This is a genomic window from Amycolatopsis sp. NPDC057786 (genome assembly GCF_042797905.1).
GTDB lineage: Bacteria > Actinomycetota > Actinomycetes > Mycobacteriales > Pseudonocardiaceae > Amycolatopsis.
In genome coordinates this window covers 1-17207 of sequence record NZ_JBHVKW010000009.1, presented here as the reverse complement: position 1 = coordinate 17207, position 17207 = coordinate 1, and the positions used below count along the sequence as shown (strand labels likewise).

The 17207-nt window shown below is 69.3% G+C and carries 14 protein-coding genes; 6 read left to right on the top strand and 8 right to left on the bottom strand.

Annotated features, from left to right (window positions below; all coding sequences use genetic code 11):
- Nucleotide 1: 1 nt before the first annotated feature.
- Genes rapZ through whiA form a run of 3 tightly spaced genes read left to right on the top strand, consistent with a single transcriptional unit; the run spans nucleotide 2 to nucleotide 2827 of the window.
- A complete protein-coding gene (gene rapZ, locus ACFVM3_RS08545) occupies nucleotides 2-859 on the top strand; it encodes an RNase adapter RapZ (protein ID WP_126731933.1) in 858 nt (285 codons plus the stop codon).
- Nucleotides 846-1847, top strand: coding sequence for a uridine diphosphate-N-acetylglucosamine-binding protein YvcK (gene yvcK / locus ACFVM3_RS08540; protein ID WP_378436877.1), 1002 nt, complete (start codon nucleotides 846-848; stop codon nucleotides 1845-1847). Before rapZ ends, yvcK begins: the two co-directional genes overlap by 14 nt.
- The gene (gene whiA / locus ACFVM3_RS08535) at nucleotides 1838-2827 is read left to right on the top strand and encodes a DNA-binding protein WhiA (RefSeq protein WP_072027837.1); all 990 of its coding nucleotides are present in this window, start codon (nucleotides 1838-1840) and stop codon (nucleotides 2825-2827) included. The genes yvcK and whiA overlap by 10 nt, the downstream gene beginning before the upstream one ends.
- A gap of 61 nt (nucleotides 2828-2888) precedes the next feature.
- Here the strand turns inward: whiA and ACFVM3_RS08530 are convergent, their stop codons facing one another.
- The 4 genes from ACFVM3_RS08530 to ACFVM3_RS08515 are packed head-to-tail and all read right to left on the bottom strand — an operon-like array spanning nucleotide 2889 to nucleotide 8679.
- On the bottom strand, nucleotides 2889-3842 hold the full coding sequence (locus ACFVM3_RS08530) for a prenyltransferase/squalene oxidase repeat-containing protein (protein WP_378436875.1): 954 nt from the start codon (nucleotides 3840-3842) through the stop codon (nucleotides 2889-2891).
- Complete coding sequence (locus ACFVM3_RS08525) at nucleotides 3839-4546, bottom strand: class I SAM-dependent methyltransferase (protein WP_378436874.1); 708 nt, start codon at nucleotides 4544-4546, stop codon at nucleotides 3839-3841. Before ACFVM3_RS08525 ends, ACFVM3_RS08530 begins: the two co-directional genes overlap by 4 nt.
- The gene (locus ACFVM3_RS08520; RefSeq protein WP_378436872.1) at nucleotides 4540-5754 is read right to left on the bottom strand and encodes a glycosyltransferase family 4 protein; all 1215 of its coding nucleotides are present in this window, start codon (nucleotides 5752-5754) and stop codon (nucleotides 4540-4542) included. The genes ACFVM3_RS08525 and ACFVM3_RS08520 overlap by 7 nt, the downstream gene beginning before the upstream one ends.
- A 3-nt stretch (nucleotides 5755-5757) precedes the next feature.
- Complete coding sequence (locus ACFVM3_RS08515; RefSeq protein ID WP_378436870.1) at nucleotides 5758-8679, bottom strand: FHA domain-containing protein; 2922 nt, start codon at nucleotides 8677-8679, stop codon at nucleotides 5758-5760.
- A 59-nt stretch (nucleotides 8680-8738) separates the two neighbouring features.
- Between ACFVM3_RS08515 and ACFVM3_RS08510 the strand changes: the two genes are divergently transcribed.
- The gene (locus ACFVM3_RS08510) at nucleotides 8739-9662 is read left to right on the top strand and encodes a hypothetical protein (protein WP_378436868.1); all 924 of its coding nucleotides are present in this window, start codon (nucleotides 8739-8741) and stop codon (nucleotides 9660-9662) included.
- Between the two features lie 85 nt (nucleotides 9663-9747).
- Nucleotides 9748-10752 carry a glucosyl-3-phosphoglycerate synthase gene (locus ACFVM3_RS08505; protein WP_378436866.1) on the top strand — a complete coding sequence of 335 codons (1005 nt, stop codon included), beginning with the start codon at nucleotides 9748-9750 and terminating at the stop codon, nucleotides 10750-10752.
- Here ACFVM3_RS08505 and ACFVM3_RS08500 read toward each other — a convergent pair.
- Nucleotides 10726-11604: a sterol desaturase family protein gene (locus ACFVM3_RS08500; RefSeq protein WP_378436864.1), complete on the bottom strand. Its 879-nt coding sequence runs from the start codon at nucleotides 11602-11604 to the stop codon at nucleotides 10726-10728. The genes ACFVM3_RS08505 and ACFVM3_RS08500 overlap by 27 nt on opposite strands.
- 83 nt (nucleotides 11605-11687) lie before the next feature.
- Here ACFVM3_RS08500 and ACFVM3_RS08495 point away from each other — a divergent pair, with 83 nt between their 5' ends.
- A complete protein-coding gene (locus ACFVM3_RS08495) occupies nucleotides 11688-12299 on the top strand; it encodes a TetR/AcrR family transcriptional regulator (RefSeq protein ID WP_378436863.1) in 612 nt (203 codons plus the stop codon).
- Between the two features lie 64 nt (nucleotides 12300-12363).
- Here ACFVM3_RS08495 and ACFVM3_RS08490 read toward each other — a convergent pair whose 3' ends face one another.
- From ACFVM3_RS08490 to ACFVM3_RS08480, 3 genes are all read right to left on the bottom strand, one after another.
- Nucleotides 12364-13371, bottom strand: a complete 1008-nt coding sequence (locus ACFVM3_RS08490) for a hypothetical protein (protein WP_378436861.1) — start codon at nucleotides 13369-13371, stop codon at nucleotides 12364-12366.
- Nucleotides 13362-13940: an RICIN domain-containing protein gene (locus tag ACFVM3_RS08485; protein ID WP_378436860.1), complete on the bottom strand. Its 579-nt coding sequence runs from the start codon at nucleotides 13938-13940 to the stop codon at nucleotides 13362-13364. The genes ACFVM3_RS08490 and ACFVM3_RS08485 overlap by 10 nt, the downstream gene beginning before the upstream one ends.
- Nucleotides 13941-14177: 237 nt before the next feature.
- The gene (locus ACFVM3_RS08480; protein ID WP_378437053.1) at nucleotides 14178-16682 is read right to left on the bottom strand and encodes a PQQ-dependent sugar dehydrogenase; all 2505 of its coding nucleotides are present in this window, start codon (nucleotides 16680-16682) and stop codon (nucleotides 14178-14180) included.
- Nucleotides 16683-17207 lie beyond the last annotated feature (525 nt).

The window sequence follows — 17207 nt, the reverse complement described above, 5'->3', positions numbered from 1 at the left end:
GATGGAGGTCGCGGTCGTTTCCGGTCTGTCCGGAGCCGGCCGCAGCACGGCCGCGAAATGCCTGGAGGATCTGGGCTGGTTCGTGGTGGACAACCTGCCGCCCGAGCTGATCGCCACCATGGTCGAGCTCGGCGCGCAGGCGCGGGGCGCGATCACCAAGGTCGCCGTGGTGATGGACGTGCGCTCGCGCGCGTTCACCGACGACCTGGCGTCGGTGATCAAGGACCTCGACGCCCGCGGCTACAAGCCGCGCGTCCTGTTCCTGGAGGCCACGGACGCGGTGCTGGTGCGCCGGTTCGAGGCCGTCCGGCGCGGTCACCCGATGCAGGGCGACGGCAGGCTCGCCGACGGCATCACCGCCGAGCGCACGCTCCTGGAGCCGCTGCGGGAAGAGGCCGACCTCGTGCTCGACACGTCGTCGCTTTCGGTGCACGACCTGCGCGCCAAGATCGAGGACGCCTTCGGTTCCGAGTCGAGCACGCAGACCAGGGTCACCGTGCTGTCGTTCGGCTACAAGTACGGCCTGCCGATGGACGCCGACCTGGTGATGGACGTCCGGTTCCTGCCGAACCCGTTCTGGATCCCGGAACTGCGCGACCACACCGGCCTCGAAGGCGAGGTCCGCAACTACGTGCTCAGCCAGGAGGGCGCGGACGAGTTCCTCGACCGCTACCACCAGCTGCTGCGCCTGATCGGCGCGGGCTACAAGCGCGAGGGCAAGCGGTACCTGACGCTGGCCGTCGGCTGCACGGGCGGGAAGCACCGCAGTGTCGCCATTTCCGAGGAGCTCGCCCAGCGTCTGTCCAATGAGGACGGTATGGCCGTGAAGGTGGTGCACCGCGACCTTGGCCGCGAGTGAACCGCGCGCGGTCGCACTGGGGGGCGGGCACGGCCTGCACGCCACCCTCACCGCGTTGCGCCGGGTGACCTCGCAGGTCACCGCCGTGGTCACCGTCGCGGACGACGGGGGCTCGTCCGGCAGGCTGCGCCGGGAGCTCGGGCTGCTGCCACCGGGCGACCTGCGGCAGGCCTTCGCCGCGTTCGCCGCCGAAGACGGCGGGACGCTGTGGGCGGAGGTGTTCCAGCATCGCTTCGGCGGTGACGGCGCGCTCGCCGGGCACGCGGTCGGAAACCTGTTGCTGGCCGGGTTGTTCGAGGTGCTCGGGGATCCCGTCGCCGCGCTCGACGAGGCGAGCAGGCTCATGGGCATCTCCGGCCGTGTCCTGCCGATGTCACCCGAACCACTGGAGATCCAGGGTGAGGTTTCGGGGCTGGACGCCGAGAATCCCGAGGCGGTCCGGCGGATCCGCGGTCAGGTGGCGGTGGCGACGACCCCTGGGCAGGTGCACAGGATCAGCCTGCACCCGTCCGGTCAGGCCGATCGGCCGCCGCGTGGCTGCGCCGAGGCGATCGAGGCGGTGCTCGGCGCGGACGTGGTGTTCCTCGGTCCGGGGTCCTGGTTCACCAGTGTGCTGCCCCATCTGCTGGTGCCGGATCTGCACGACGCGTTGCTCCGAACGGACGCCACGAAGGTCGTGATCCTCAACCTGATCCCCCAACCGGGGGAGACGGCGGGGTTCTCGCCGGAAAAGCATTTGGACGTACTCTTCGAACACGCCCCGGAATTGCGGGTGGACGCGGTCATCGCGGACCGGGACTCGGTGCCCTCACCAGCCCGGTTGCGAGACGCGGCCGGGAGACTGGGCGCGCGGGCGTTGCTGGGGGCGGTGGCTGACCCGGTCGTGACGGGGCGGCATGATCCTGATGCGCTCGCGGGCTGTATGCGGGACGCTCTCGGTCTCACCGGGGGAGGAGCTGAAGGTATGGAGGGGCAGCGATGGCGATGACCGCCGCCGTGAAGGACGAGCTGAGCCGGCTGGAGATCACCAAGATCGGCCCGCGCCGCGCGGAGGTCGCGTCGATGCTGCGATTCGCGGGCGGGCTGCACATCGTGGCCGGCCGCGTCGTGGTGGAGGCCGAACTCGACACCGGTTCGGTGGCGAGGCGGCTGCGCAAGGAGATCCACGAACTGTACGGACACCAGTCCGACGTCCACGTCATCTCCTCCAGCGGACTGCGCAAGGGCACGCGGTACGTCGTCAGGGTGGTCAAGGACGGCGAGGGACTGGCCAGGCAGACCGGCCTGATCGACCAGCGCGGCCGTCCGGTGCGCGGGCTGCCCGCCGCCGTCGTGTCCGGCGGTGTCGCCGACGCGGAAGCCGCCTGGCGCGGCGCGTTCCTGGCGCACGGTTCGCTCACCGAGCCCGGGCGTTCGTCGTCGCTGGAGGTGACCTGCCCGGGCCCCGAGGCCGCGCTGGCGCTCGTCGGCGCCGCCCGTCGGATGGGTATCCAGGCCAAGTCGCGCGAGGTCCGCGGCGCGGACCGGGTCGTCGTGCGGGACGGTGACGCCATCGGCGCGCTGCTGACCCGGCTCGGTGCGCACACGAGCGTGCTCGCGTGGGAAGAGCGGCGTATGCGCCGTGAGGTGCGCGCCACCGCGAACCGGCTGGCGAACTTCGACGACGCGAACCTGCGGCGTTCGGCCCGCGCGGCCGTCGCGGCGGCGGCCAGGGTGGAGCGCGCGCTGGACATTCTCGGCGACTCCGCTCCGGAGCACCTGCTCGCCGCGGGCAAGCTGCGCCTGTCGAACCGGCAGGCCTCGCTCGAAGAGCTGGGCCAGCTGTCCGATCCGCAGATGACCAAGGACGCCGTCGCCGGCCGGATCCGCCGCCTGCTGGCGATGGCCGACAAGAAGGCGAAGGAACAAGGCATTCCGGACACCGAATCCGCTGTCACCCCGGACATGCTCGAAGAAGACGAGGCCTGACCGGCCCGCGTTTAGTCCTCTGAATGCGGTACTTGCGTGTGCAAGGACCGCATCCAGAGGACTAAACGCGGTGTTCGCCGAAGACGTCGCACGTCGCCGGCTCGCCCTCGAGGGCGGCGGTCGCCAGGAGGACGGCGCCCGAGGTCCACGTGGTGCGCTCGTCCGGCCAGAATTCCTCGTCCGCGTACTGATACCCGGTCCAGTACGAGCCGTCGTCGTGCCGGAGCCGCGCCACGCACGCGAGGAGTTCTTCCGCGCGGACCCGGTCTCCACGGGCGGCGAGAGTCAGTGCCAGCTCGGCGGTCTCCCCGCCGGTGACCCACGGTTCGTGATGCACACAGCGCACACCCAGCCCGGGTGCGACGAACCGATCCCAGCCCGCCGCCAGCCGCGCCGAGGCGTCGGCACCGGTCACTACGGAGGCCAGAACCGGGTAGTACCAGTCCATCGCGTGCGGTTTCGCCACAAAGAGCCGTGGGCCGCCGACCAGGGCAGCGCGCAGCCGGTGCGCCGCGTTCCGCCATTGTGGACGGTCCAGCCCCATCGTGGACGCGAGCGCCAGCGCCTGCGTCAGCGCGTGGTGGATGCTGCTGCATCCCGTGACCAGCCGGACTTCGGGGTCGTCGCGCCACGACAGGGCACCCGACGGTTGCTGCCGCCGCAGGACGGCGTCGACGGCCTTGTCCACGACGGGCCACATCCGCTCCAGCCAGGCGCCGTCCCCGGTCAGCAGGAAATGGTGCCGCGTCCCGACCGCGATGTAGGCGGTGAAGTTCGTGTCCATAGTGGACAAGTCGATTCCGCCGCCGCGGTACCGGGCAGCCCAGGATCCGTCGGGACGCTGGTTCCGGACGAGCCAGTCGTACGCCGCTTCGGCCTCGGTGCTGAACCCGGCGACGTCCAGTCCCATGGCTGCTTCGAGATGGTTCCACGGATCAAGGTGCCCGCCGGTTTCCCAAGGGATCCCGCCGTCGGGCCGCTGCACGGCCGCGATACCGGCGGCGGTGGCCTTCACGGTTTGCGCGCGTAGACGACGAGGCTCTTGCCGAGCACGGGATTCAGCGCCCACTCGGCGAACCGCACCGGCCGGGGGCTCCGCATGATGTCCCAGACCAGGAACCGGTGGTACAGCGCGCAGAGCCGGTGCTCCTCGTCGGGGCCGACCGCGCATTTCAGCCACCAGTACGGCGAATGCAGGGCGTGCGCGTGATGGCTGACTTCCGTCCGCAGCCCGGCTTCCCGGAGCTTGCCGAGCAGTTCGCGGCGGCGGTAGATCCGGATGTGCCCGCCTTCGACCTCGTGGTACGCGTCCGAGAGCAGCCAGCAGATCCGCTCCGGCCACCAGCGCGGCACGGTCGCCACCAGTCTGCCGCCAGGCGCCAGCACGCGGCTCGCCTCCGCGAGCACCGTCCGGTCGGCGTGGATGTGCTCCAGCGTCTCGGCCACGATCACCCGGGTGAACGAACCGCTGGGGAACGGAAGCTTGAGGGCGTCCGCACGGACGGCCAGCGCCGAAGCCGTGGCGGGTGCCTCGCCCGCCTCCGCCAGGTTGGCGAACATGTCCCGCACGTGTTTGAGCGCGATGTCGTCGAGGTCGGCGGCGATCACGTCAGCGCCGCGTTTGTACGCCTCGAAGGCGTGCCGACCGTCCCCGCAGCCGAGATCCAGCACCCGGTCCCCGGGGCCGACGGGGAACCGGTCGAAGTCGACGGTCAGCACCCCGCACGCTCCCGGCCGAGAACGCGCCGGTAGTACGCCGCGGTCTCCTCGGCGGTGCGTCGCCAGCTCAGCGCCCCGGCCGTTTCCAGGCCGCGGGCCGCGAGGTCGGCGCGCAGGTGTTCGTCGCCGAGGACCTTGGTGAGCGCCTCCGCGAGCGCCGGTCCGTCACCCGGCGGCACCAGGATCCCCGCTTCGCCGACGACCTCGGGAAGCGCCCCGCCCGTCGTCGCGACGACCGGCGTCCCACAGGCCATCGCCTCGGCGGCCGGGAGGGAGAACCCTTCGAACAGCGAAGGGATACAAGCGATTTCGGCGGAACAGAGCAGCCGCGCGAGTTCGTCGTCGGTCAGTCCGCCGACGAACCGGACACGGGCGTCGGGGCCGAGCTTCGCGAGTGCCCGCGCCGCCGGGCCGTCCGGTTTCGGTTTGCCGACGATCACCAGTTCGCCCTCGATCCGTTCCCACGCCGACAGGAGGTGTTCGAGTCCCTTCAACGGTTCGTCCGCGCTGGCGGTGGCCACGACGCGTCCGGGGACCCGCGCGATTTCGGGCCGCGGCCGGAAGACCCTGGTGTCGGCGGACAGCGGGACGACGTGGATCCGGTCCTCCGGGAGACCCATTTCCCGGCCGATGGCCGTGCGGGAAGCCTGGGACACCGTCAGCGCAGGTAGTCGCCGTGCGACGCGGTGCTGCATTTCCACGAACCCGTACCACCGCTCGACCTGTGCCGCTGCGCGCCCGGTGACGGTGGCGAGCTTCAACGCCCGGTCCACGGCGATCGGATGGTGGATGGTGGCGATCGTCGGCAGTCCACAGTGGAGCATGCCGTAGCCGAGCCCCTGGTTGTCGTGGACGATGTCGAATTCACCCCGGCGTTTCGCGAGAGCGCGGGTGGCACGCAGGGAGAACGCGAGTGGTTCGGGGAAGCCGCCGCGCCGCATGCCGAGGAACTCCACCCACGACGGCAGATCGCGGAGTTCCCGCGGCCGCGGTGTCCGGAAGGGATTCGGCTCGGCGAACAGATCGAGCCCCGGGATCTTCGTCAACCGCACGCCGTCATCGACCTCCGGGTACGGAGGCCCGGACAGCACCTCGACGTGATGCCCCAGCGCGGCGAGTTCGCGGCTCAGATGCCGGACGTACACGCCCTGACCGCCGCTGCGCGGGTTCCCGCGGTAGGTCAGGAGCGCGATCCGCAGGGCGCTCACCGCTCACTCCCGCGTACCCCAGTACTCGAGCTGCTCGCGGATCTTCCGCGTTTCGCCGTGTCGTTCGCCGCGGACCTCGACGGAATCGTCCAGCAGCAGGGTCCAGGTCGAGAGCGCCTCGGTGACCTGGCCCGCCTTGGCGAGGGCGAGCGCGAGGCCGAACCGGAGGTCGAGGACGTCGGGATGCCGGTCATTCAGCCGTCCCCTCGCTTCGCCGAGGAGCCGTCGATACTCCGAAACGACGGGGGGGGGCTCGATTTCGGCGCTCCAGAACGCGATGTTGTGCCGGACGTGGCTGACGATCTCGTCTTCGCCCAGCGCCTGTTTCGCGTGCGGCAGCAGTTCCCTGGAAAGACGGAGGGATTCCTCCCCACCGCCGGTCTTGCCCGTCGCCACCGCGAGTAGGTGCCGGGCGTGCAGCGTCTCGCGATGATCGGCTCCGAGAGCGTGGGTGGCGTCGCGGACGAGCGCTTCGAACGCGGCCCGCGACTCTTCGAAGCGGCCGAGTTCCATGAGGAGGTATCCGATGTTGTGGCGAATGCTCAAGACCTCTTCGTCGCCGTCGGACAGGGTGGTCGCGGCGATCGGCAGCAGTTCTTCGAACCGGGCGAGCGCCGCGGCCGCGTCCCCCGCCTTGCCGGTCCACGTCGCGTGCCGAGCCTTGCAGCGCAGCGTGATCCGGTCGGTCCCGCCGAGTTCCCGTTCCGCGCGGCTCGCCCAAGCCGCCCAGCGTTCCCGGTTTTCTACGGGGATGTGGGACGCCCTCCGCTCCAACGCGGCGAGGGCGTCCTCGCGGAGTCCGGCGAGCCAGAAGTGCTCGGCTTCGTTGGCCGCCGCGTAGCCCTGTTCCAGCGTCGGCTCGTCGTCTCCGGTCACCAGTGCCACCTCCGAGGTCGCCGCCGCCAGCCGGGCGTGGAGCCGGGTCGCCGTATCGGGGGAAAGTGCGGGCGCGTCGGAGATCAGCAGGACGGTTTCGTCGGCGAGGCCCGCTCGCGTCCGGCTGACCGAGTCACCGAGCCCGGCCAGGAAGTCGCGGACGTGCACCCGGCGAGCCGGGCCACCCGCCGCCGCGCTCGCCGCGGTGAGGATCGAGATCGGGATGGGTCCGCGAGTCGCGGCGAGGCCCAGCAACTCCAGTAGGACGGTGTGCCCTGGCTGCGGCGAGGCCACCGCGCCGGTGCCCTGCTCGACGTCGGCCTCCTCTTGCGCCACGCTGATGAAGGTGACCGTCGAATCGCCGAGCCGGAGCACATCACCATGCTTCAGCACGGCGTTCGGCATCCGCTGTCCGTCGACGAAGGTGCCGTTGGCGGAATCCAGGTCCGTCAGCCACGCGTTCGTGCCGTCCCAGCGGATCTTGCAGTGCAGCCGGGAGACCCGCGAGTCCCCGAGCCGGACCGCGGCGTTCCTGCTGCGGCCGAGCGTCGTGAGCCCGAAGGACAGGTCGTGGTGCGCGGGCGGCTGACCGGGGACGTCGATGATCAACGTGGCCGGGGTGATCCTCGGTGAAGTGGGTGAGCCGGTGTCATGGCCCCCCGGAACGAGGTCACCCGCGTGGACTTCCTCCGGTTCGCGGCTCAGGCCCGGTACGCCGTCCTGCCGATCGAGCCGGATCTCGAACGCCGACCGCAGGAGGCCCGGTTTCCTGGTCGCCACCACCGTTTTGACCCACTCCAGCGCCGGTTCCCGCGACAGGTCGAGGAGAACCGCGCGCAGCCGCCGCTGGGGTTCGTGGTCCAGGTCGTCGAGCCCGTCGATCGCGATCCGCACCGGTGCTCCGGTCCACTGTGGAGCGAGCGTCCGAAGTGGACCGAGCAGCGCCAGGTCGAAGGCGCTCGCACCGCTGCGGGCGGCGTCGTCGAGCCCGGCGCGGTGCGCCCGCTCGGCTTCGGCGAAACCGGGCACGGTGCGCCGCAGCTGGCGGGCGAGTTCCCGCGCGAGCCGCTCGGCCGTGTCGCCGCGGCTCGCGAACAGGACGCCGTGCAGGAAGTCGGGCGGTACATAGGAGCCGGCCACCGACGGCCGGGCGAGCGCGGCGAGTATGGTCGACTTCCCCGCGCCGGCTTCACCCGTGATAGCGACCAGCCGGGCGCCGGTGAGCAGGCGCCCGACGGTCTCGCCGAGTTTCGGATTCTGGCGGTAGTTCGTGGTCAGGCGTTCGATCCGGGGCGCGGCCGGGTTGCCCGCCAGCGGGGAACGCCGCCAAGCGGGGGAGGAGTTCAGCGCGAGCCACAGCCCTTGATCGGCCTCGGCCACCTCACGGGTGCCGTCGAAACCGAGGTGGATGGCGGTCTGCATCGGGCACAGGCCGGTGATCACCCGTTTGAGATCCGCGCAGCGGACGCGTTCGCCGAACTCCGCGTGCCCCGACCGCAGCACCGAGACCAGCGACCGGCTGAAACACCCGTCGGCGGCGACGCGGTCGTCCGAGGCGGTGAGCAGGTCGAAACGTTTGCCCGCTTCGCCGACGATCCTCAGCCAGCGTTGGCCCGCCTGCCGTGCCCCGATGCCGGCGTGGCAGGTGTCGAGCAGGATCACCAGACCGTCCAGCATCGAATAGCGGCCGAGCAGCTCTTTGATGCGCTGGGCGAACAGGAACGACCTGCGGCTGTCCACCGGCAGACCGGTGTCCTTGGTGAGGAAGTAGAAATCGTCGTCGGCGTATTCGCCGTGGCCGACGAGCGAGAGGAAGAGCGTCGCCTCGTCGTCCGACGCGCGCTCGAAGGCCTCCACGAGCGCGTCGTCCAGCTCGACCATGGTCGGGTCGACGAGCAGGCCGCGGCCGTCTTCGAGCGCGGGCACGCAGCCGCCGATCTCGGGGTCGAGCAGGGCCGTCGACACCTGATGTCCCGCGTCGGGGAGGAACGAGAGAAGGTTCAGTGAGTCGCATTGCGACGCGACCACCAACGACCTCCGCTCTCCCACGGAGATCACTTTGGCTCATCGGACGGTCACCGGCAAGGGCGGCCGCGATACTGTGCGCCATGGCTCGGATCGTTCTGGTGCACGGCATCGCCCAGGAACAGAAGTCCGCGGACACCCTCGAGGCCGAATGGCTGCCGAGTCTGGCCGGCGGTATCCGGCTCGCCGGTGACACCGCGCTGGCCGACGCCGTGTGGCGCGACGCCCGGCCCGGCGACGCGAGAATGGCCTTCTACGGTGACCTTTTCCGCAAGGAGGGCCAGCAAGGCGGTGCGGACGAACTCACCGCGGACGAGTGGGCGCTTGCCGAGACCCTGGCGGCGGAATGGCTCCGGAACGCGGCGTCGTCGGCGTCCCGCGAGACGGACCGTGACCGGGCGCGGGCCGAGCTGGCCCAGCTCGGCGGTCCGTCCGGGGAGCCCCAAGGGGTGCGTGCGGCCGCCCGCCCGGTGCTCAACGCGCTGGTGCGGCTGAAGCCGTTCGCGAGGCTTGGGGTCGCGTTCGCCGAACGCGTGGTGGTCAAGGCACTCAAACAGGTGACGTTGTACCTCACCGACGAGACGATCCGGGAACGCGTGCAGGAGCGTGTCGCCGAGCTCATCGGGCCGGAGACCGAGGTGATCGTCGGGCATTCGCTCGGTTCGGTCGTCGCCTACGAGGCCGCCCATCTGCACGGCCGTCCGCTGCCGCTGCTGCTCACCCTCGGCTCGCCACTGGGCTTGCGCACGGTGGTCTACGAACGGACCCGTCCGCAGCCGCCGTCCGTCCCGCCCGGCGTCGCGCGCTGGGTGAACCTGGCCGACCGCGACGATCTCGTCGCCGCCCGGCCGGATCTCAGCGGGATGTTCCCCGGCGCCGACGGGGTCCTGGACAGTGGCTACACCGTCGACAACGGGGCGAAACCGCACGAGGCGGCGTTCTACCTCGCCAAGCGACGGACCGGGGAGGCCCTCTCCCGGGCGTTAACCTGCGGCGGGCAGGCGTAACGCGGCGGTTTCCGTGGTGACGACCGATGGAAACAGCTTCCCTCGAACATCGCCGGTGAGGTGATCTTCGAGGGAAGGGGAAGCCATGCGGGTATCGGCGGAGGTCGACAGGTGGCTCGCGCGGCGTAGCAGCCGGGCGGGTGACTGGTGGGCGGCGGAGCTGGTCGCCGCCAAACGCGGGACCCGGGTTTCGGTGGTGATCCCGGCCCGCGACGAGGAGGCGACGGTGGGCGCGATCGTCGGCACCATCCGGCGCGAACTCGTCGAACGGTTCCCCCTGGTGGACGAGATCCTGGTGGTGGACAGCCATTCCACCGACGCCACCGCCGAGGTCGCCCGTGCGGCAGGAGCGGACGTCGTCGCGCAGGACGCGGTGTTCCCGGAGCTGGAAAGCCTGGCGGGCAAGGGAGAAGCGCTCTGGAAGGGCGTCGCCGAAACGACCGGCGACCTTGTCGTCTTCGTCGACGGCGATCTCCGCGACTTCACGTCCGGATACGTGACCGGTCTGCTGGGACTGCTGTTGACCGACCCGGGGATCGCCTACGTCAAAGGCTTCTACCACCGTCCGCTCGCCGGGACGGCGGGCGTCGAACCCGACGGCGGCGGCCGCGTCACCGAACTCGTCGCCCGTCCGCTGCTCAATATGTACTGGCCGGAACTGGCCGGTTTCGTCCAGCCGCTCGCCGGTGAGTACGCGGGACGGCGCGAAGTACTCGAAGGGATCCCGTTCGTCACGCACTACGGCGTCGAGGTCGGCCATCTGATCGACCTGCTCGAAGCGCACGGGCTCGACGCGCTCGCGCAGGTCGACCTCGGCCACCGGACCCACCGCCACCAGGGCACGCAGGCACTCGGCCGGATGTCCGCGCAGATCATGCTGACCCTGATGGACCGGCTGGAACGCGGCGGCCGGGTGATCTCCGCGGCGCCCCCGTCGACGTCGCTGGCCCAGTTCCGGCGCGGTGCGGGGGAGTCCGTCGAGCGGGAACTCGTGCTCACCGACGTGGCCCTCACGCAGCGGCCGCCGCTGGAGAGCCTCCCGCCGGAGATCCGGTCGGAGAACTCACCCTGCTTGCGAAGGAGCGCTTAGCGCCTCTTTGGGTTGCCAGCCCGGCGGGCCGAACACATAGCCGAGCTTGTCCCGCCACGACCCGGCCGCGCGGACGTCGCGCAGGATCGAGCCGTATTCGTGGAAGCCGACCTTGAGCAGGTTGTAGGAGTCGACGTTCTTGGTCAGCCCGTAGGTCGGGCGTTTGCCCTCCGGCACGAAACTGCCGAACATCCGGTCCCAGATGATCAGGATGCCGCCGTAGTTGGCGTCCAGATACTCCTGATCGCTGCCGTGGTGCACACGATGGTGTGATGGCGTGTTGAACACGTATTCGAACCAGCGCGGCAGCTTCCGGATCTTCTCGGTGTGCACGAAGAACTGGTACACGAGGTCGATCGAAAGGCCGGTGAGGATCATCCACGGCGGGATGCCCGCCAGTGCGAGGATCGACCAGAACGGCAGCTGGAAGTACGGGGTCCATTTCTGCCGCAACGCCGTCGAGAAGTTGTAGTGCTCGCTCGAATGGTGCACCTGGTGGCCCGCCCACATGATCCGGACGCGGTGGCTCGCCCGGTGGTAGGCGTAGAAGACGATCTCCTGGCCCAGCAGCATCAGGACCCACGTCCACCAGTCGTGCGGGCTGAACTTCACCGGCGCCAGTTCGTAGAGCGCGGCGAACACGAACAGCATGGCGATGCGGAAGACACCATTGATCACCACCGCCACCGCGCCCATGGACATGCTCGTGCGGGTGTCCTTGACGCTGTAGCCGATGACGTTGTCGTCGTGGCCCAGCACGTGCAGCGCGAGGATCTCGATCGCGACGAACAGCAGGAACACCGGTGTCGCCAGCAGCACCGGGTCACTCAGATGGGCAAGAAAATCCGCCACGGCACCTCTCCTCGTCCGCCCCCGTTATCTGACCATCAGGTAACTTACCCAAGGGTCACTTACCTCAGGGTAAGATAACCGCCGTGACAGAAGCAAGGGCCGTCGGCACGAAGGGGGTGCCCCGCGAAGAGCGGGAGACCCAGATCGTGCGCGCCGGGACGGAGGAGTTCGGCAAGAACGGGTACGCCGGGGCGTCGATGGTGGAGATCGCCCGCCGGGTCGGGGTCACGAAACCCTTGCTGTACCAGTACTTCGGTTCGAAGGACGGGCTGTACCTCGCCTGCCTGCACCGCGCGGGGGACAGGCTGACCGAAGGCGTCGCCGAGACGATGGCGGCGGAGGCCGAGCCGCCGGAACGGATGCCGGTCGCGGTGCTCTCGGCCATTTTCGAGACATTCGACAACGACCGGTACGCGTGGAAGCTGCTCCGCGACCCGACGGTGCCCTCGACGGGGGAGATCGCCGGCGTCGCGATCGACTACCGCTACCGGCTCGACGGATTCGCGCTGGTCGGCGCCGCCCAGCTGATGCGCTCACGGGGCCTGGACGACGATCGCGACATCGAGGCGATCGCGCAGGTGTGGACCGGCGTGGTCGATTCGCTGATCAGCTGGTGGATCGACCAGCCGGACCAGGACGCCGCGGCGATGACCGAGCGGTGCGGGCGGATCATGCGCAACCTGTTCGGCTGGTGAGCCGGGCAGGGCAAGGGGAACCGTGTCGGGTGTCGTGAACGGCCCGCATGGCGAGGGCCGAGCATCAGTACGGCACGCACCGCCAGTACGAAGGCCGGGGCAAGCCCATCGGAGTGGCGACGATCGCGCCGTCCGCCGTCACGTCCGCGTTCATGCCGAAGGGCTGGGGATCGGTAGTGAACTGCGGCCTGGTCCCGGCGAGCGTGACCTCGTGCACACCGTTCCGCCAGACCTCCGCCGTACTCCCCGTATCCTTGCCCGCGATGCCGATGACCAGCCCTCCCGGGTTGGCGGCTCGTGCGGTCGCGTGGGGAATGGTCGAGACCACGTTGCCGACGGCGTCCCACACCACGGCCACTCGTTCCTCGTTCGCGCCGGTGCCGTAACCGGCCGTCATACCTTCGTTGAACTGTCCCGCGGCGATCCCGGTGAGACCGGCCGGGACCTGAAGCCTGCCACGGGTGCCGTCGGCGTGGTAGATCTCTCCCGTTCCGGAGACCACTCGTCCCGTCCCGTCGATCCCGATCGGGAAACCGTCTCCGAGGATTTCGTATCCCGTTCCGCCCGCACGCCAGTAGACGATCTTCGTGGCGTCGCCGACTTCCACAAAACCGGCGATGTCCCCGCGATCGTTGAGCCAGGTGGCGTAGGTGTCCCCGGTCGCCGGTTTCGGCAGCCAGCGGTAGAACGTCTTGTACACATAGGGTTCCGGTTTCCCGGAAGGGTCTAATCGCACGCCCGTGACGGTGCCGTTCGAGTTGATGTCGCGGGGCCGGTTCTGGCCACCGTTCCGGAACCGCAGCATGATCCGGGGTCGTTCGTCGTGCCAGATGATGCCGAAGTCGGGATCGGGATAGGCGCTGCCGTTCGCGACGATCCACTCGGTGCCGGCGGAACCACCGACATAGGCGAAGTCGATCCCCGGCGGCATCGGCAGGTGGGTCTGCCGCCAGTGGCACGCGGCGGCGCCCTGGACGGGCGCCGCCTGTGCCGTCTGCACGCCCGTCGCCGCCACGACGAGCGTGGCGACGAGGACGATGAACCTCCGGGTGCGGGTCGGTATCAGAACCACCACTGGTTCTTGGCGCCCGCTACGAACTCCCACAGCTGCACGACTCCGCCGTCACGGCCCGCGGTGCCGAGGTCGGCGTCGAGGTAGCGGCCGCTGCGGACGTTCTGCAGTCGCAGGTAGCCCTCGGGGTTCTCGGTGACGGTGAACCACTGGTTCGAACCACCGGCCATGTAGTCCCAGAGCTGGACCTTGGTGCCGTTGCGGTTGATGGTGCCGAGGTCCGCGTCCAGGTACCGGCCGCTGTAAGCGTTCTGGAAGCGGAAGTGGCCCTCGGGGATCTGAGTCACGTACCAGGCCTGGTTGGCCGGGATGGTGTTGTCCGGGTTGACGATGCAGGTCCACAGCTGGACCTTGGTGCCGTTCCCGTTGATGGTGCCCAGATCGGCGTCCAGGCACCGGGTCTCGTCGGAGGCCGGGCCGATCAGGTACGCGTCCTGCTGGGCGGCGATGCCCACGCCGTGGATCTTGGCGGGCCGCAACTTCAGCTGACCGAGATCGACGTGCTCGTCCGCCTGGGCGGCGGGCGCGCCGAACAGCGCCGAGAATCCGGCGATAACGGCCACGGACACGACAAAACGCTTGAGATTACGCATTTTCTCCCCAGTTCGCCGCAGGCGTCTCCACTGGGCCCCGACCCGGACGACCTGCTGACCATGATCCTGCCGGTTCGGCTCGCACTACGTCAACGTGGTTGTTCTCAACAAGAACGCCACCCTGCCGGGAAATCCCGGACGGGTGGCGTTTCTTTCAGCTCACACTGGATACGGTCGGGGCGCCCGGCGCCGCTCCGGACACCCCGACCGTGCTCAGGACGCGGCGCTGGATTTGCCGCGTAGTTTGACGTTGGCCGTCGAGGCGTTCTTGATCGCCGTCTCGATCTGCGCCATCGTCGAGGACGAAGACAAGCCCGGAACCGTCGCCGACTTCAGCGCGTAGAGCGTGAAGGTGTAGGGATGGCTTGAGCCGCCGGGACAGGGGCCGAAGTACTTCTGCGAGTTCGCCCCGCTGCCCATGGCTTTCTGCTTGGCGCCGTTCTGGTTCGGGACGGTGTAGCCCGCTCCGAGGCCTTCGGGCAGTGCGGCCGCGGACGCCGGGATGTCCCAGATCGCCCAGTGCAGTTTGTTGCCGTTGTTGGCCACGTCGGCGAAGACGATCGCGTAGCCCTTGGCACCGGTGGTCCCGGCGCCCCACGCCAGCGGCGGAGAGGTGTCCTGGCCCGCCGTGCCGTCACCGGCGCAGGTGAACTTGTCCGGGATCGACGCGTTGTCGGCGAACGCGGAACTGGTCAGCTTGAACGCTCCCGGCTGCGATGAACCGGGAAACTTCAGCCGGACCACGACGTTGTCGATCCCGCTCGGGGTGCCGCCGTTCTTGTCCGCGTTGGTCGAGGTGACCCACAGGCCGCCGTCCGGTGTCTTGGTGACAGAGCGGAGCCTGCCCCAGCGGCCGGAGAACAGGGACTGCACGGAGCCGACGCCGTTGCCCGCCGCGTTGATCTGGGTGGCGAAGAGTTGCTCGCTGGTCACGGCCGCGACGTAGATCCAGTCGTTGACGATCTCGATCCCGCTCGGCCCGCCGGAACTGGTCGGCCAGGTCTTCTTCGGCGCGACCGTGCCACCGCAGGTGCCACTGGTGCCCTCGCACTGGGGCCAGCCGAAGTTGCCGCCCTTCTGGATCAGGTTGAGCTCGTCGAGTTTGCCGTCGCCGAACTCCGAAGCCCACAGCTGGCCGCGGGAGTCCCACGCCAGGCCCTGCGGGTTGCGGTGCCCGAAGCTCCAGACGTAGCGGGCGTTGCCGCCGGTGGAGAAGAACGGGTTGTCGCTCGGAGCCGATCCGTCGGGGTTGACCCGCAGGATCTTCCCGTTGAGCGATCCCTTGTTCTGCGCGGTGTCCTTGTTCTGCCCGTCGCCGACGGTGGCGTAAAGCTTGCCGTCCGGGCCGAAACGCAGCCTTCCGCCGTTGTGGTAGCGGTTCTTGGCGATCCCGGTGAGCACCGGGGTCGAAGCCGAGGACAGTTTTCCGTTGTCGTAGGTCATCTTCACGATCCGGTTGTCGCCGGATGCCGTGTGGTACAGGTAGATCGCGTGATCGGTGGCGTAGTTCGGCGAGATCGCGATGCCGAGCAGGCCGCCTTCGCCGTTGGTGCCGACCGCACCGGGCACCTTGCCGACCGTGGTCTTCTCACCCGACGGCGTGATCCGCAGGATCTCGAACCGGTCCCGTTCGGTCGCCAGCGCCGTGCCGTCCGGCAGGAAGCCGACCGACCAGGCGAGGTCCGCCTTCGTGATGACCTTGTCGTACTCGGGGATCCCGCCGCCTGCCGCGCCGCTCGTCTTCGCGGTCAATGCGTTGCTCGCGGCCGAGGCGTTGCCGTCGAGGTCACGCGCCTTCACAGTGAACGTGTACGACGTGTTCGCCGTCAGGCCGGTCACCGTGGCTTCGAGCGAAGGCGTCGTCGCGACCTTCGTGGTGCCCTGGTAGACGTCGTAACCGGCGATGGTGCCGCTGTTGTCGGTGGAAGCGTTCCACGCCAAGGAGACGCTGTTCGCGGTCACCGACGTGGAGCGGAGGTTCCCCGGTACCGTCGGCGGGGTGGTGTCCCCGCTGGGTGGCGTCGTGAACTGGACGACATTGCTTTGCTGCGAAGGGTTTCCTGCCGCGTCGAAGGCGCCGACCGAGATGTCGTAGGCTGTGTTCGGCTGCAGGTTGTCGACGGTCGTGGTGAGCGTGTTCCCGTCGACGGTCTTGAGGACGTTGCCGCCGCGCATGACGTCGTAGCGGACCACGCCGACGTTGTCGGTCGCGGCCTCCCAGGTGAAGGTGGCGCTGCTGGCCTTGATGTCCTTGGCGGTCAGGTTCTTCGGCGGGGTCGGCGCTTCGGCGTCGACCACCCCGCTCGCGGTGAGCTTGTCCGCGTTGGGCCCGCCGTTCGCGGTCGTCGCGGTGGTGCGGATCTTGTTGGCCCCGGCGGCCAGCGCGACGTCCTTCGTGACGGTCTTCCAGGTGGTCCACGCCCCGGTGCCGGGGAAGGACAGTGTCCCGGCAGCGGTGCCGTTGACGCTGAGGGAGACGGGCCGGTCGATCGTGGTTCCGTTGGCGTAGCGGAAGGTCAGCGTCTGGGTTCCGGCCTGCGCGGCGTTCACCGTGTACTCGACATAGCTGCCGATGACGTTGTCGAAGTTCACGAACCCGGTGCCGGAATAGCCGGCGTGGTTCTTTTCGACGGCGCCTTGGGAGATCGTCGCGGCTTCGGATTCGTGATCGGTCGGTGCCGCGCCGGCGGGCAGAGCCGGCAGGACGGCGAAGGTCATCGCCGTCGCGGCGGCACACGTGAGCAGCGCGCGCCATGGTGGTCGGGGTGCCACTGGAGCCTCCATGCGTGAAGTCGGGTCGGGAGGAGCAACGGCGGACCGGGCGAGCCCGGAGGGGGGACGTGGAGTTTAGTTAGGAAACTTTCCTATCTATGGTTCAGATCACACACCAGCGGGTGCTTCGTGTCAATACTTGACCAACATCGACACGGAGGGTCACCTCCCTGAACGCGTTTAGTCCTCTGGATGCGGTACTTGCACGCGCAAGGACCGCATCCAGAGGACTAAACACGAGGGGAGGGAAGTGCCGCGGCCAGTGGAGGGCGGGCTTCCCGGCGGTGGACAGGTTGCGAAAGCCACTTTCGCAACGCTGAAGGTTGCGAAAGTGGCTTTCGCAACGTCGAGTTCGGTCGCTCACCCGCGCGCCGACTGCAGGCGTGGGGCGGGGCCCCAAGGGGGGGGAGAGGGGTGGGGTATAGGTTGTTGGGGGGCCGCACACCCCACGCCCCACACCCCCACCCGCCC